Annotated in this window: 13 protein-coding genes; 2 read left to right on the forward strand and 11 right to left on the reverse strand. The window is 70.0% G+C overall.

Annotated features, from left to right (window positions below):
* Positions 1–129: 129 nt before the first annotated feature.
* The 7 genes from ACFQO7_RS28305 to ACFQO7_RS28335 form a co-directional block, all read right to left on the reverse strand.
* A complete protein-coding gene (locus ACFQO7_RS28305; protein ID WP_376809227.1) occupies positions 130–747 on the reverse strand; it encodes a TetR/AcrR family transcriptional regulator in 618 nt (205 codons plus the stop codon).
* A gap of 13 nt (positions 748–760) precedes the next feature.
* Positions 761–2,422 (reverse strand): MFS transporter, encoded by a 1,662-nt coding sequence (locus ACFQO7_RS28310; protein WP_376809228.1) that lies wholly within the window; start codon positions 2,420–2,422, stop codon positions 761–763.
* Positions 2,423–2,633: 211 nt separating this feature from the next.
* Positions 2,634–3,632 (reverse strand): branched-chain amino acid ABC transporter permease, encoded by a 999-nt coding sequence (locus ACFQO7_RS28315; RefSeq protein WP_376809229.1) that lies wholly within the window; start codon positions 3,630–3,632, stop codon positions 2,634–2,636.
* Entirely contained in the window at positions 3,629–4,510 is an 882-nt protein-coding gene (locus ACFQO7_RS28320; RefSeq protein ID WP_376809230.1) for a branched-chain amino acid ABC transporter permease, read from the reverse strand. The genes ACFQO7_RS28315 and ACFQO7_RS28320 overlap by 4 nt, the downstream gene beginning before the upstream one ends.
* 78 nt (positions 4,511–4,588) lie before the next feature.
* Positions 4,589–5,818 (reverse strand): ABC transporter substrate-binding protein, encoded by a 1,230-nt coding sequence (locus ACFQO7_RS28325; protein ID WP_376809284.1) that lies wholly within the window; start codon positions 5,816–5,818, stop codon positions 4,589–4,591.
* A gap of 56 nt (positions 5,819–5,874) precedes the next feature.
* Positions 5,875–6,567, reverse strand: coding sequence for an ABC transporter ATP-binding protein (locus tag ACFQO7_RS28330; protein ID WP_376809231.1), 693 nt, complete (start codon positions 6,565–6,567; stop codon positions 5,875–5,877).
* Complete coding sequence (locus ACFQO7_RS28335; RefSeq protein WP_376809232.1) at positions 6,554–7,324, reverse strand: ABC transporter ATP-binding protein; 771 nt, start codon at positions 7,322–7,324, stop codon at positions 6,554–6,556. The genes ACFQO7_RS28330 and ACFQO7_RS28335 overlap by 14 nt, the downstream gene beginning before the upstream one ends.
* Positions 7,325–7,551: 227 nt before the next feature.
* Between ACFQO7_RS28335 and ACFQO7_RS28340 the strand changes: the two genes are divergently transcribed.
* Positions 7,552–8,328, forward strand: a complete 777-nt coding sequence (locus ACFQO7_RS28340; RefSeq protein ID WP_376809233.1) for a VOC family protein — start codon at positions 7,552–7,554, stop codon at positions 8,326–8,328.
* Positions 8,329–8,566: 238 nt separating this feature from the next.
* On the opposite strand, the gene ACFQO7_RS28345 is transcribed toward ACFQO7_RS28340, so the two are convergent.
* From ACFQO7_RS28345 to ACFQO7_RS28360, 4 genes are all read right to left on the reverse strand, one after another.
* The gene (locus ACFQO7_RS28345) at positions 8,567–8,881 is read right to left on the reverse strand and encodes a 4a-hydroxytetrahydrobiopterin dehydratase (protein ID WP_376809234.1); all 315 of its coding nucleotides are present in this window, start codon (positions 8,879–8,881) and stop codon (positions 8,567–8,569) included.
* 222 nt (positions 8,882–9,103) lie between these two features.
* Positions 9,104–9,856, reverse strand: a complete 753-nt coding sequence (locus ACFQO7_RS28350) for a YebC/PmpR family DNA-binding transcriptional regulator (protein ID WP_376809235.1) — start codon at positions 9,854–9,856, stop codon at positions 9,104–9,106.
* A gap of 43 nt (positions 9,857–9,899) precedes the next feature.
* Positions 9,900–10,529 (reverse strand): pyridoxal 5'-phosphate synthase glutaminase subunit PdxT, encoded by a 630-nt coding sequence (gene pdxT, locus ACFQO7_RS28355; protein ID WP_376809236.1) that lies wholly within the window; start codon positions 10,527–10,529, stop codon positions 9,900–9,902.
* Between the two features lie 16 nt (positions 10,530–10,545).
* Entirely contained in the window at positions 10,546–11,856 is a 1,311-nt protein-coding gene (locus ACFQO7_RS28360) for a trans-sulfuration enzyme family protein (protein ID WP_376809237.1), read from the reverse strand.
* A gap of 60 nt (positions 11,857–11,916) precedes the next feature.
* Here ACFQO7_RS28360 and ACFQO7_RS28365 point away from each other — a divergent pair, with 60 nt between their 5' ends.
* On the forward strand, positions 11,917–12,387 hold the full coding sequence (locus ACFQO7_RS28365; RefSeq protein ID WP_239167169.1) for an Lrp/AsnC family transcriptional regulator: 471 nt from the start codon (positions 11,917–11,919) through the stop codon (positions 12,385–12,387).
* Positions 12,388–12,437 lie beyond the last annotated feature (50 nt).

Raw genomic sequence — 12,437 nt, forward strand, 5'->3', positions numbered from 1 at the left:
AGCTTCGCTATTTCCGCAGGCCCGCCCTCACCGCCGGCTTAACTTCCCGGCATTGACGCATAGCGATAAGAAGGTGCCCTTCCTTCGCCGAAGACGTGTCGCCGGCTGGAGCTCCGCCGGGCGGGGGCTTCAGGCGGCGACGCCTCGCAGGACCACATCGACGATCTGCTCGGTGAGGTCGTCGACCTCGTCGAGGCGGGGGTTCCAGCGCACCATGCGGTGCAGCAGCAGCGGGCTGATCAGCATCGACACGGTGACCTCGATGTCGAGGTCGGCGCGTAGCTCGCCGATGGCGATGCCGCGGCGGAGCACCTCGCGCATCACCTCGCGGCGCGGCTCGGTGATCGCCTCCTGCCAGATCCGGTACGCCTCCGGGCTGCGCGACACCTCCGGCATGAGGCAGGGCATCACCCGCACGGCGCGCTGGTCCTTCTGCCCCACCACGCTGAGCAGGCGGATCAGGTCGGCGCGCACCGAGTCGCCCACCGGCTGGGTCGGCGGGCCCTTGAGCTTGACCAGCGTCTCCAGCAGCAGCTCGTCCTTGCCCGCCCAGCGGCGGTAGATGGTGGCCTTGCCGACCCCGGCGCGGGCGGCGATCGCCTCCATGCTCAGCGCCTCGACGGTGGTGCCCTCCTCGATCAGGTCGAGAACGGCCTCCAGGATCGCCTCATGCGCACGGGAGCTGCGCGGACGCCCTTGCGTCCGCGCAGCTCCCGGCGTCGCCGGCAGTTCAGCGAGCTCAGTCATGGTGAACGGAACCTTACCCGACCGCGGACAACCGGGACGGCCGCTGGACGTCGCCCTCGTCACCGTCGGCGGCCACCGAGCGGTTCACCGGGATGTCGGCCCGGGTCGGCGCGCCGGCCGGAGCCTGCGCCGCGCCGGGACCGGCCGGGCCTGCCAGCTGCTTGGGCATCCACCGCAGCACCACCGCGACCGCGATCGGCGCCACGAGCGTGGAGCCGAGCGCCGCCCAGTGCATGGCGTGCACGAAGGCGTCGTTGGCGGCGCTCACCAGCGGGCCGCCGGCCGGGCCGAGGTTGGCGGCCACGCCGTACGCCCCGGCGATGGACTCGTTGGCGACGTCGCGGATCGGGCCGGGCAGCGCCGCGGTCGCGGTGTCGATCTCGCCCCGGTAGACGCCCGCCACGACCGAGCCGAGCACGGCCACGCCCATGGCCACGGCGACCTGCCGGACCGTGTTCGACACGGCCGAGCCGACGCCGGCCTTCTCCCGCGGCAGCACCGACATGATCGTGTTGGTGGCGGGCGGCATCACGTTGGCCATGCCGGCGCCCATGAAGAAGAAGTTCACCACCACGATCCAGATCGGGGTGTCCACCTGCAGGGTGGCCAGCACCGCGAAGGTGATCCCGGCCAGCAGGATGCCCGCGGCCGACACGGTGCGCACGCCGAAGCGCTTGACCAGGTTCGTGCTCAGCGGCGCGAACACCATCTGCCCGACCGCGAACGGCACCAGCAGCGCGCCGCTCTGCATCGGCGAGTAGTCCCGCACCAGCTGCAGGTAGAAGCCGACGAAGAAGAACGAGCCCATCGAGGCGAAGAACAGCAGGCCGATGCTGGCCACCGAGGCCGAGAAGCGGGCGTCGCGGAACAGCTTCACGTCCAGCGACGGGTGCGTGGTGCGCGACTCCCACCAGACGAACGCCGCCAGCACCAGCGCGCCGCCGATCAGCGAGGCCCACACCTCGGGCCGGCCGAAGCCGTGCTCGCCGCCGTCGACGATGCCGTACACCAGCGCGACCAGGCCGACCACGGACAGCACCACGCCGACCAGGTCGATGCGGCCCGGCTGCGGGTCACGCGACTCGGGCACCAGGAACGCCACCGCGACCAGGCCGAACAGGATGATCGGAATGTTGATCATGAAGACGGAGCCCCACCAGAAGTGCTCCAGCAGGAAGCCGCCCAGCAGCGGGCCGATCGCGACCGCAAGGCCGACCGAGCCGGCCCAGATGCCGATCGCCTTGCCGCGCTCGCGCGGGTCGAAGACGTTGGAGATGATCGAGAGCGTCACCGGCATGATCGCCGCGCCGCCGACGCCCATGAAGGCGCGGGCCGCGATGAGCTGGCCGGGGTCCTGCGCGTACGCCGAGAGCACCGAGGCGATGCCGAACAGCACCAAGCCGATGAGCAGGAAGCGCTTGCGCCCCCAGCGGTCGCCGAGCACGCCGAAGCTGAACAGCAGGCCGGCGAAGACCAGGGTGTACGAGTTGATGGCCCACTCCAGCTGGCTCTGGGTCGCACCCAGGCCGTGGACGGGGTCGGCGAGCGTACGCATCGCCACGTTGAGCACGGTGTTGTCGAGCACGACCACGAGCAGGCTGATCACCAGCACGCCGAGAATCGCCCAGCGCCTCGGGTGCCCGGTGTTGGCAGCAGAGTCCACGTGTGTTTCCATCCCCCAGGATTCCGATACGGTTCCGTTCCGTATCGGAAGTGACGCTACGCCCGCCCCCACAAATACGAAACCGTCCCGTATCGAAAGTGACCCACCCCACTCCCGGGAATACCCCCGCCCCCTCCCGCCCCCCTGCCGCAACTCTTAAAGACTTGCGGCCTCCGAGCTGCTCGGAGGCCGCAAGTCTTTAAGAGTTGTCGATGCCAGAGGATCAGCGGCGGCGGAGCCAGTGGGTGAGGGTGCCCCAGAGGCCGCGGCGGAAGATGAGGACGGTGAGGGCGAAGATGGCGCCGGTGACGAGGCCGATCTGCTCGAAGCCGGCGAAGGAGAGCCAGTCCTCCAGGCGGGTCACCGCGGCCGAGCCGACGACCGGGCCCCACAGGGTGCCGATGCCGCCGAGCACGACGATGATCACGGCCTTGCCCGAGGTGGTCCAGTGCAGCACGTCGAGGGAGACGAAGCGGTGGCCGATCGCGAACAGGCCGCCGCCGAGCCCGGCGGTGAACGCCGACAGCAGGAACGCGGCCAGCTTGTACCGATGCACCGGGTAGCCGAGGGCGCGGGCACGGGCCGGGTTGTCCCGGATCGCCACCAGCACCCGGCCGAACGGCGAGTGCACCGTACGCCAGACCAGCCACAATCCACCCGCCACGATCGGCAGCGCCGCGTAGTAGAAGTAGTACTCGTCGGTCAGGTCCAGCCCGAACAGCTCGCGCGGCACCCGCTGCAGGCCGTTCTCGCCCTGGGTGACCGAGCGCCACTGGTTGGCGATGTAGTACACCATCTGCGCGAAGGCGAGGGTGACCATCGCGAAGTAGATGCCGACCCGCTTGACCGCGAGGTAGCCGACCGGCACCGCGAGCACCGTCGCGGCCAGCGCGCCGAGCAGCACCGCCAGCGGGAACGGCAGGCCCCAGTTGATCGCGGCCAGGCCGGTGGCGTAGGCCGCGGTGCCCCAGAAGGCCGCGTGCCCGAAGGACATCAGGCCGGTGTACCCGAGCAGCAGGTCCACCGCCACCGCGAACAGCGCCCAGCAGGCGATGTCCACGGCGACCGTCGGATAGAGCCCGTTGGGCAGCCACAACGCGACCAGCACGGCCGCCCCGGCCAGCGTCCAGCGCAGCCAGCGCGGCACGATCGTCCCGCCCGCCGGGGCGGCCGGGGCCGTGGCGCGGGCTTCCGCCCGTACCTCCTGGGTCTCGGTTGTCATGCCGGGGCCTCCTCTCGTCCGAACAGGCCGGCCGGGCGCCACAGCAGCACGCCGGCCATCACCAGGAAGACCAGGACCTGCGACAGCAGCGCCCAGTCCTCGCCCAGGGCCTGCACCCAGGCCTGCACCAGGCCGATCGCGAACCCGGCGGCGACCGAGCCGAAGATCGAGCCCAGGCCGCCGATCACCACCACCGCGAAGACCACGATGATCAGGTCCGCGCCCATCAGCGGGTTCACCGCGCGGATCGGCGCGGCGAGCACCCCGGCCAGTCCGGCCAGGCCGATGCCGAAACCGAACACCGGCGTCACCCACCGGCCCACGTCGATGCCGAGCGCGGTGCTCAGCTCGGGGCGCTCGGTGGCGGCGCGCACCACCATGCCGACCCGGGTCCGGCTGAGCAGCCACCACACGCCGACGCACACCGCCACCGCCATGACCAGCACGAACACGCGGTATGCCGGGAAGTCGAACGCGCCGAGGTCGAGGGTGCCGGACAGGATCGCCGGAGCGTCGTACGGGCTGGACTGCACTCCGTAGCGGGACTTCACCGCGTCCTGCAGGATCAGCGTCAGGCCGAAGGTGAGCAGGAAGTTGTACAGCGGGTCGAGGCGGGCCAGCCGGGCGACCAGCAGCCGCTCCAGCGCCATGCCGAACAGGGCCAGCGCGAGCGGCATCACCGGCAGCGCCCACCAGAAGGACAGGCCGACCTCGGTGAGCAGGACGTACGCCCCGAACGCGCCGAGCATGTAGATCGCGCCGTGGGCGAAGTTGACGACGCGGAGCATGCCGAAGATGACCGCGAGACCGAGCGCCAGCAGCGCAAGGAAAGCACCGCCGACCAGCCCGTTGAACGTGTGTTGCAGGAAATTGACCATGAGTCGCAGGCCTTCCGGGTTTGGAAGGGCACCTTGCACAACGCAAAGCGATGTGAAGGTGCCCTTCCTTTCACGAAGTCAGAGTTTGCAGTCGGGGCTGGGGGTGCGGAAGGCGTCGGCGGCGGGGATGGTGCGCAGGATCTTGACGTAGTCCCATTCCTCGGTGACCTCGGCCGGGGTCTTGACCTGGGCGAGGTAGGCGTCGTGCACGACGCGGTGGTCCTCGGCGCGGATCTTGCCGTTGCGCAGGAAGACGTCCGAGACCTCCTTGCCTTCGAGCTGCTCGACCACGGCGTCGGAGCCGTCGGTGCCGGCGGCCTGCACGGCCTCCAGGTACTGCAGGGCGGCCGAGTAGTTGGCGGCGTGAGCGAAGGTCGGGCGGACCCCGGCGGCCTTCTGGAAGCGGTCGGCGAAGGTGCGGTTGGTGAGGTCGTAGTTCCAGTACCAGGCGTCGGTGTAGGTGGTGCCGGCGAGTGCGGCCGGGGTCAGCGAGTGGATGTCGGTGAGGAACATCAGGCCGACGGCCAGGCCCACGCCCTTGTCCCGCAGCTTGAACTCGTTGTACTGCTTGACCAGCGCGACCAGCTCCGCCCCGGCCTGCATGGTGCCGAGCACGTCCGGCTTCGGGTCCAGCGTCGGGGCCTTGAGCAGGTACGTCGAGAAGTCACCGCTGGTGTTCGGAAACGGGGCGGCGTCCCGGCCCACGATCTTGCCGCCCGCCGCCTCGACCGCAGCGGAGAAGCTCTTCTCCATGTCCTGGCCGAACGCGTAGTCCGGGTAGACGATGTACCAGTTCTTCTTCCCCTCCTCCGTCGTGTTGCGGCCGGTGCCGTTGGCCAGCATGTACGTGTCGTAGGCGTAGTGGAACGTGTACTTGTTGCAGGACTTGCCGGTCAGGTCGGTGGTCGCGGCGGAGATGTTGAAGTAGAGCTTCTTCTTCTCCTTGGCCACGTCGGCGACCTTCAGCGCGGCCGACGAGGTCGGCACGTCCAGGATCACGTCGACGGCCTTGCGGTCGTAGAGTTCAGCCGCCTTGGCGTTGGCGACGTCCGGCTTGTTCTGGTGGTCGGCGGTCTCCACGCCGAACTCCTTGACCACGGCCTTGTCGCCGTATTTCTCCTGGTAGTCGGCGATGGCCAGCTCGACGGCCTTGATCGAGTTCTTGCCGGACAGCTGCGAGTACGCGCCCGACTGGTCGTTGAGCACGCCGAACACGACCTTGCCGTCGGACAGCCCGCCACCGGCGGCGTCCGACTTCGGGCCGCCGCCGCCGCAGGCCGAGGCCAGCAGCGCGGTGGAACACAACATCACCAGAACCGCTTTGGTACGCAAGACATCTCCCTGGGGGTGTGGGGTGGTGCGTTTCAGATGCCGAGGTAGGCCAGCAGGTCCTTCTCGCGCGCGGCGACCTCGGAGTTCTCCAGCGACTCCACGACGCGCCCCTCGCCCAGCAGGTGATGGCGGTCGGCGACGGTCGTGGCGAAGTGCAGGTTCTGCTCCACCAGCAGCACGGCCACCCCGTGCTGCTTGGCCTGCCGCAGGATGTCGCCGACCTGCGCGACCAGCAGCGGACTCAGGCCTTCGGTGGGCTCGTCGCACAGCAGCAGCCGCGCGCCCATGCGCAGCACCCGGGCCAGCGCGAGCATCTGCTGCTCACCGCCGGACAGGGTGGTCGACGGGGCGTTGCGGCGGGCGTACAGGTGCGGGAAGGCGTCGTACACCTGCTCCATCGACCAGGGCGACGGACCGACCACGGGCGGCAGCGACAGCGTCTCGGCCACGGTCAGCGTGGCGTAGCAGCCCCGGTCGTCGGGCACCCAGCCCAGCCCGGCCCTGGCCCGCCGATGCGCGGGCTGCCCGGACAGCGGCCTGCCGGCCAGCTCGACGGTGCCGCGCTGGCCGGAGTGCAGGCCCATCACGCAGCGCAGCAGCGTGGTCTTGCCCGCGCCGTTGCGCCCGCACAGGGTGACCACCTCGCCCGCGGCGATCTCCAGGCTCACCCCGCGCAGCACCTGCGCCTCGCCGTACCAGGCCGACAGATCGTCAATGCGCAGCACGGACCGCTCCCTCACCGAGATAGGCGGTGATCACGCGGCCGTCCGCGCGCACCTCGTCGTACGGGCCTTCCACCAGCACTTTTCCGGCCTGCAGCACGGTGACCCGGTCGGCCAGCGCGCCGACCACGGACATGTTGTGCTCCACCATGACCACGGTCCGTCCGGTGCGGATCGCCGCGATCAGGGCGACCGTGCGATCCACGTCCTCCAGGCCCATGCCGGCCGTCGGCTCGTCCAGCAGCAGCACCGACGGCTCCAGTGCCAGCGCCAGCGCCAGTTCCAGGGCCCGCTTGCGGCCGTACGCGAGCGCGTCTGCGGTGGTGCCGGCCAGGTCGGCCAGCCCGACCATGTCCAGCAGCTCCATGGCCCGCGGGGTGTAGCGGCGCATCAGCTTCGCCGAACGCCAGAACTTCCAGCCCAGCGAAGATCCGCTCTGCAGCGCCAGTTCGACGTGCTCCAACGCCGTGAGCTGCCCGAACAGGCTGGTGATCTGGAAGGAACGAGCCACGCCCCGGCGGGCGAAACCCTCCGGCGCCAGTCCGGTGACGTCCGCGCCCGCCACCTCGATGCGCCCCGCCGTCGGCGGCAGAAAGCCGGTGAGCAGGTTGAACAGTGTGGTCTTGCCGGCTCCGTTGGGTCCCACCAGCGCATGCACGCTACCCGCCGCCACGGCGAGGTCGACGCCGTCGACCGCGCGGAAACCGCGGAACTCCTTGGTCAGCCCGATGGCGCGCAACGCCGGGGGATCTGGGCTCATCTGCTGCTCCTTGGGATGCTTCGTGCCACGTGACCTGGGTCACTGCGAATGCCCCGGAAACGTATGACTCACCGAGCAGCAACAGCCATGTAATCCGCCCACACAATCGACACGTCGACGATGTGCGATTCGCGCGGTTCCGCTCCCCTCGTCTGCCACCATCGGATGAAGCGGACAAACCGGTCCGTGTCACGAAACATCCGTGTCAGGAACAGAGGGGTATCGGCATGGCCAACGCATTCGGCGTTCCCACCTGGGTCGACCTGAGCACCACTGATCTGAAGAGCGCGACCGAGTTCTACACCCAGCTGTTCGGCTGGGACGCCGAGGTCACCCCGGAACCCGAGGCGGGCGGCTACACGACATACCTGATCGACGGCAAGCAGGTCGCCGGCGCGGGCCCCATCCAGGGCGAGAGCCAGCCACCGATGTGGACGACGTACGTCGAGACCGCCGACGCCGCGGCCACCGCCGCCAAGGTCGTCGAGTTCGGCGGCAGCGTCCTGCTGGAGCCGTTCGACGTGCTCGGATACGGCAAGATGGCGGTCTTCCTGGACCAGGCCGGAGCGATGTTCGCGGTCTGGCAGCCCGGCACCCACGGCGGCGGCGAGATCTTCCGCAAGCCCGGCACGCTGGCCTGGAACGAGCTGACCACCCGCGACCCGGAGGGCTCGAAGATCTTCTACGGCAGCGTGTTCGGCTGGAAACCGCAGGACATGCCGCTCGGCCCGGTCATCTACACCGAGTTCCAGCTCGACGGGGCCCGCGTCGCCGGCATGATGCCGATGGAGGGCGACGAGTGGCCCGAGGACCTGCCCCCGCACTGGATGGTGTACTTCCACGTCGCCGACTGCGACGCCGCCGCCGCACACGCCCAGGAACTCGGCGGCACCGTCTCCATCCCGCCCACCGACATCCCACCCGGCCGCTTCGCCGTCCTGTCCGACCCCCAGGGCGCCTTCTTCTCCATCATCACCGTTACCCCCGACCGCCTCACCGCCTGACCGGGCCCGGGCAAAGGAAGGGCACCTTCTTAACGCTCCGCGTTATAGAAGGTGCCCTTCTTAACGTCCCATGCCTGGTGAGCTGGGAAGCCCCGACCCGCGCGGCCGGACGCCGTCGAGGCCGACGCCTGCGGTCGCGGTCCGGGCCTGCAGTTTCGGGAAAACTGCACGAAAGACCGCGCTCGATCCTGCACTTTCCCCGAAACTGCAGGATGCCGAGGCAGATCGTGCGGGACGGTCAGTGGTTGGCGGGCTGGTCCGCGGTGGCGCTGGCGACGATGTCGTCGATCAGGCGCGCCAGGCGCAGGTCCAGGTCGGTGAGGCCGCCGGCCGCGTGGGTGCAGCACGTGAACGTGAGATGGCGGTAGCGGATGTCCATGTCCGGATGGTGGTCCATGCTCTCCGCCGCCTCCCCCACCTGGGCCACCACGGCCAGCGCGGCGGGGAAGCTGGGCAGCTTCACGGTGCGGGTGATGCCGTGCACGTCGCCGGTCCAGCCGCGCAGGGCGGCGAGGCCCTGCTCCAGCTCGCCGGGGTTGAGGACTTCGACCATAGAGACCATGATGCCCAGAATTCGCCCTCCGTCACCCGAATAGCGGAAAGAAGACCGACTTCCCCGCCCAAGATCGCTCAACTTGCCTGGCACCTGCGGGAATCGGGCTTCAAGATACGCACAGGTGCCAGGCAAGTCAGATGATCTTGGGGTACGGCGGGAACGGGTGGGGACGACGCAGGGCCCCGTCCTGGAGCGGACGGGGCCCTGCGGTGAGGCGGATCAGGCTTCGATCTTCTCGATGATGTCGTCGGAGATGTCGAAGTTCGCGAAGACGTCCTGGACGTCGTCGCAGTCGTCGAGCACGTCGATCAGCTTGAGCACCTTGCGGGCACCCTCCTCGTCCAGCTGCACCTGGACGCTGGGCACGAAGGTCGACTCGGCCGACTCGTACTCGATGCCCGCGGCCTGCAGCGCGTTGCGGACCCCGATCAGGTCGCCCGCCTCGCTGATGACCTCGAACGACTCGCCCAGGTCGTTGCACTCCTCGGCCCCGGCGTCGAGCACCGCGCCGAGCACGTCGTCCTCGGTCAGGCCGTTCTTGGGCACGATGACCTGGCCCTTGCGGGAGAACATGTACGACACCGAACCGGCGTCGGCCAGGTTGCCGCCGTTGCGGGTGAGCGCGGTGCGCACCTCGGTCGCGGCGCGGTTGCGGTTGTCGGTGAGGCACTCGATCAGGATCGCCACGCCGTTGGGGCCGTAGCCCTCGTACATGATGGTCTGCCAGTCGGCCCCGCCGGCCTCGAGGCCGGAGCCCCGCTTGAGCGCCCGGTCGATGTTGTCGTTGGGGACCGAGTTCTTCTTGGCCTTCTGGACCGCGTCGAACAGGGTCGGGTTACCCGCCGGATCCGCGCCGCCGGTGCGCGCCGCCACCTCGATGTTCTTGATGAGGCGGGCGAACAGCTTGCCCCGCTTGGCGTCGATCGCCGCCTTCTTGTGCTTGGTCGTCGCCCACTTTGAGTGGCCGGACATCAGATCCTCCGTCAGCGCGCTGGTGAAGCTTCCTGGCCCGGGGTCAGGAGGCCTGGTCACGCACCATGTCGACGAACAGACGGTGCACCCGCAGATCCCCGGTGAGCTCCGGGTGGAACGAGGTGGCCAGCAGGTTGCCCTGCCGGACCGCGACCATCCTACCGGTGGCGGGGCCTGCGGTGACCCGGCCCAGCACCTCGACATCCGCGGTGACCGACTCGACCCACGGCGCGCGGATGAAGATCGCGTGCACCGGCTCGCCCTCGACGCCCGCGATGTCGACCGGGGCCTCGAACGAGTCGACCTGGCGGCCGAAGGCGTTGCGGCGCACCGTCATGGCGATGCCGCCGAACGTCTTCTGATCCGGCCGCCCGTCGAGCACCTCGTCGGCGAGCATGATCATGCCGGCGCACGAGCCGTACGCCGGCATGCCTTCGGCGAGTCGCTTGCGCACGGGCTCGTACACCTCGAACGCGAGCGCCAGCTTGCTCATGGTGGTGGACTCGCCACCCGGGATGACCAGGGCGTCGATCTCGGCGACCTCCTCGGGACGGCGCACCGGCCGGCCGATCACGTCGCACTCGGCCAGCGCGGCCAGGTGCTCGCGCACGTCACCCTGCAGGGCGAGCACACCGATGACGAGGTCTGGCACGGGTCCTCCCAAGAAGATCATCCACTGTAGGTCGAGTCTATGCCGGTACGGGCGCGCTCCCGTGCACGGCCTGCGCCGATGTGGCGGACACCGCCTCGGCGGCGAACACCTCCGGCTCCGGCATCGCGATGACCGGCGCGGCGAGCACGGCAGCGGGCGCCGGGACCGCGATCGAGGCCCGAGTCGCGGCGGTCAGGGCCTGGTCCAGGTCGGCCCACAGGTCCTCGGGGTCCTCCAGGCCGACCGACATGCGCAGCAGGTTCGGGGTGATGCCGCCGGCCTGCTTGCCCTCGGCGTCGACCAGGCGGTGCGTGAGCAGGGCCGGGTGCTCGATCAGCGAGTCGACGGAGCCGAGGCTGACCGCGGGCGTGATCAGGCGCAGCGCGGCGACCACGGCCGCGGCGTCGCCGGAGGTCTCGAACGCGATCATCGCGCCGGGGCCGCGCATCTGCCGGCCGATCAGTCCGCGCGGGTCGTTGCCGGGCAGGCCCGGGTAGTGCACCTTGCTGATCCCCCGGTGCACGGCCAGCCGTACGGCCAGGGTCGCGGCGGTGGCCTGCGCGGCGCGTACCCGCAGCGGCAGCGTGGCCAGCCCGCGGTGCAGCAGGTAGCCGGCCAGCGGGTGCAGCACCGCACCGGTGAGGATGCGCACCTGGCGCAGCGCGCCGGCCCGCTGCTCGGCGCAGGCGACGACGCCGCCGAGCACGTCGCCGTGCCCGCCGAGGTACTTCGTGCCGGAGTGCACCACGTACGCCGCGCCCAGCCGGGCCGGGTTCTGCAGCACCGGGGTGGCGAACGTGTTGTCGACCAGCACCGGGACGTCCCCGGCCTGGATGACGACGGTGGCGATGTCGACCAGGTTCAGCGTCGGGTTGCCCGGGGTCTCGACGACGACCAGGCCGGTGTCGGGGCGGATCGCGCGGGCGACCTCGTCCTGCTCGACCCAGGTCACGGACAGCCCGAGCAGGCCGATGGAGAGCAGGTGGTCGGTGCCGCCGTAGAGCGGGCGTACGGCGACCACGTGCCGGCGCTCGGTCATCAGGCAGGCGGCCTGCAGCACGGCGGTGATCGCGGCCATGCCGGAGGCGAACGAGACGGCGGCCTCGGTGCCCTCCAGCTCGGCCAGGGCCTGCTCGAAGCGGGCCGTGGTCGGGTTGTAGAGCCGCTGGTAGACCGGGGTCGCGGCGGTGGCCGCGCCGTCGGCGAACGCGCCCAGCGCGCTACCTGCAGCAACCTGGTCGTGCATCGGGTACGTGGTGGAGAAGTCCAGCGGGAGCGCGTGCACACCGAGCTCGGCCAGGTCGGCGCGGCCCGCGTGCACGGCACGGGTGTCGACGGCGTAGGTCATGGGCGTGATCTTCGGGCCTTCTTCGGCCCTGGTAAACAGGGTCCGAATACTCTTCGGGGTATGACCGGAAACACCGTGCTTGATGCGATCGACGCGGCGATCCTGCGCGAGTTGCAGAACGATGCGCGGATCTCGAACAAGGATCTGGCGGCGCGCGTCAATGTCGCCGCCTCGACCTGCCTGGAGCGGGTGCGGGCGCTGCAGCGCCGGGGGGTGCTCGCCGGGTTCCACGCCGACGCCGATCCGGCCGCGCTGGGCCGCCCGCTGCAGGCCTACATCGCGGTACGGGTCCGCCCGCACAACCGCGACGTCGTGGAGCCGTTCATCCGCTTCGTGCTGGACCTGCCCGAGACGCTGGCGCTGAGCCACATCGCGGGCGCGGACGACTTCCTGGTGCACGTCGCCGTACGCGACGCCGCCCACCTGCAGCGGCTGCTCCTGGACGGCTTCACGTCCCGCCGCGAGGTGGCCCACCTGGAGACCCAACTGATCTTCAGCCACATCCGGAAGTGGGACATCAGCCCCTTGTGACGAGGCGCTCCACGGGGCAGCCGACAACCGGCGAAGGACGGCCCCGTCAT

The sequence above is a fragment of the Catellatospora aurea genome (genome assembly GCF_042663325.1).
In the GTDB taxonomy this organism is placed as follows: domain Bacteria; phylum Actinomycetota; class Actinomycetes; order Mycobacteriales; family Micromonosporaceae; genus Catellatospora; species Catellatospora aurea.

What these genes read in the sequence shown, in the direction of transcription:
- ACFQO7_RS28305 (WP_376809227.1), bottom strand. Translation starts at nt 747, where the DNA reads ATGACTGAGCTCGCTGAACTGCCGGCGACGCCGGGAGCTGCGCGGACG.
- ACFQO7_RS28310 (WP_376809228.1), bottom strand. Translation starts at nt 2,422, where the DNA reads ATGGAAACACACGTGGACTCTGCTGCCAACACCGGGCACCCGAGGCGC.
- ACFQO7_RS28315 (WP_376809229.1), bottom strand. Translation starts at nt 3,632, where the DNA reads ATGACAACCGAGACCCAGGAGGTACGGGCGGAAGCCCGCGCCACGGCC.
- ACFQO7_RS28320 (WP_376809230.1), bottom strand. Translation starts at nt 4,510, where the DNA reads ATGGTCAATTTCCTGCAACACACGTTCAACGGGCTGGTCGGCGGTGCT.
- ACFQO7_RS28325 (WP_376809284.1), bottom strand. Translation starts at nt 5,818, where the DNA reads ATGTTGTGTTCCACCGCGCTGCTGGCCTCGGCCTGCGGCGGCGGCGGC.
- ACFQO7_RS28335 (WP_376809232.1), bottom strand. Translation starts at nt 7,324, where the DNA reads ATGAGCCCAGATCCCCCGGCGTTGCGCGCCATCGGGCTGACCAAGGAG.
- ACFQO7_RS28340 (WP_376809233.1), top strand. Translation starts at nt 7,552, where the DNA reads ATGGCCAACGCATTCGGCGTTCCCACCTGGGTCGACCTGAGCACCACT.
- ACFQO7_RS28345 (WP_376809234.1), bottom strand. Translation starts at nt 8,881, where the DNA reads ATGGTCGAAGTCCTCAACCCCGGCGAGCTGGAGCAGGGCCTCGCCGCC.
- ACFQO7_RS28350 (WP_376809235.1), bottom strand. Translation starts at nt 9,856, where the DNA reads ATGTCCGGCCACTCAAAGTGGGCGACGACCAAGCACAAGAAGGCGGCG.
- pdxT (WP_376809236.1), bottom strand. Translation starts at nt 10,529, where the DNA reads ATGATCTTCTTGGGAGGACCCGTGCCAGACCTCGTCATCGGTGTGCTC.
- ACFQO7_RS28360 (WP_376809237.1), bottom strand. Translation starts at nt 11,856, where the DNA reads ATGACCTACGCCGTCGACACCCGTGCCGTGCACGCGGGCCGCGCCGAC.
- ACFQO7_RS28365 (WP_239167169.1), top strand. Translation starts at nt 11,917, where the DNA reads ATGACCGGAAACACCGTGCTTGATGCGATCGACGCGGCGATCCTGCGC.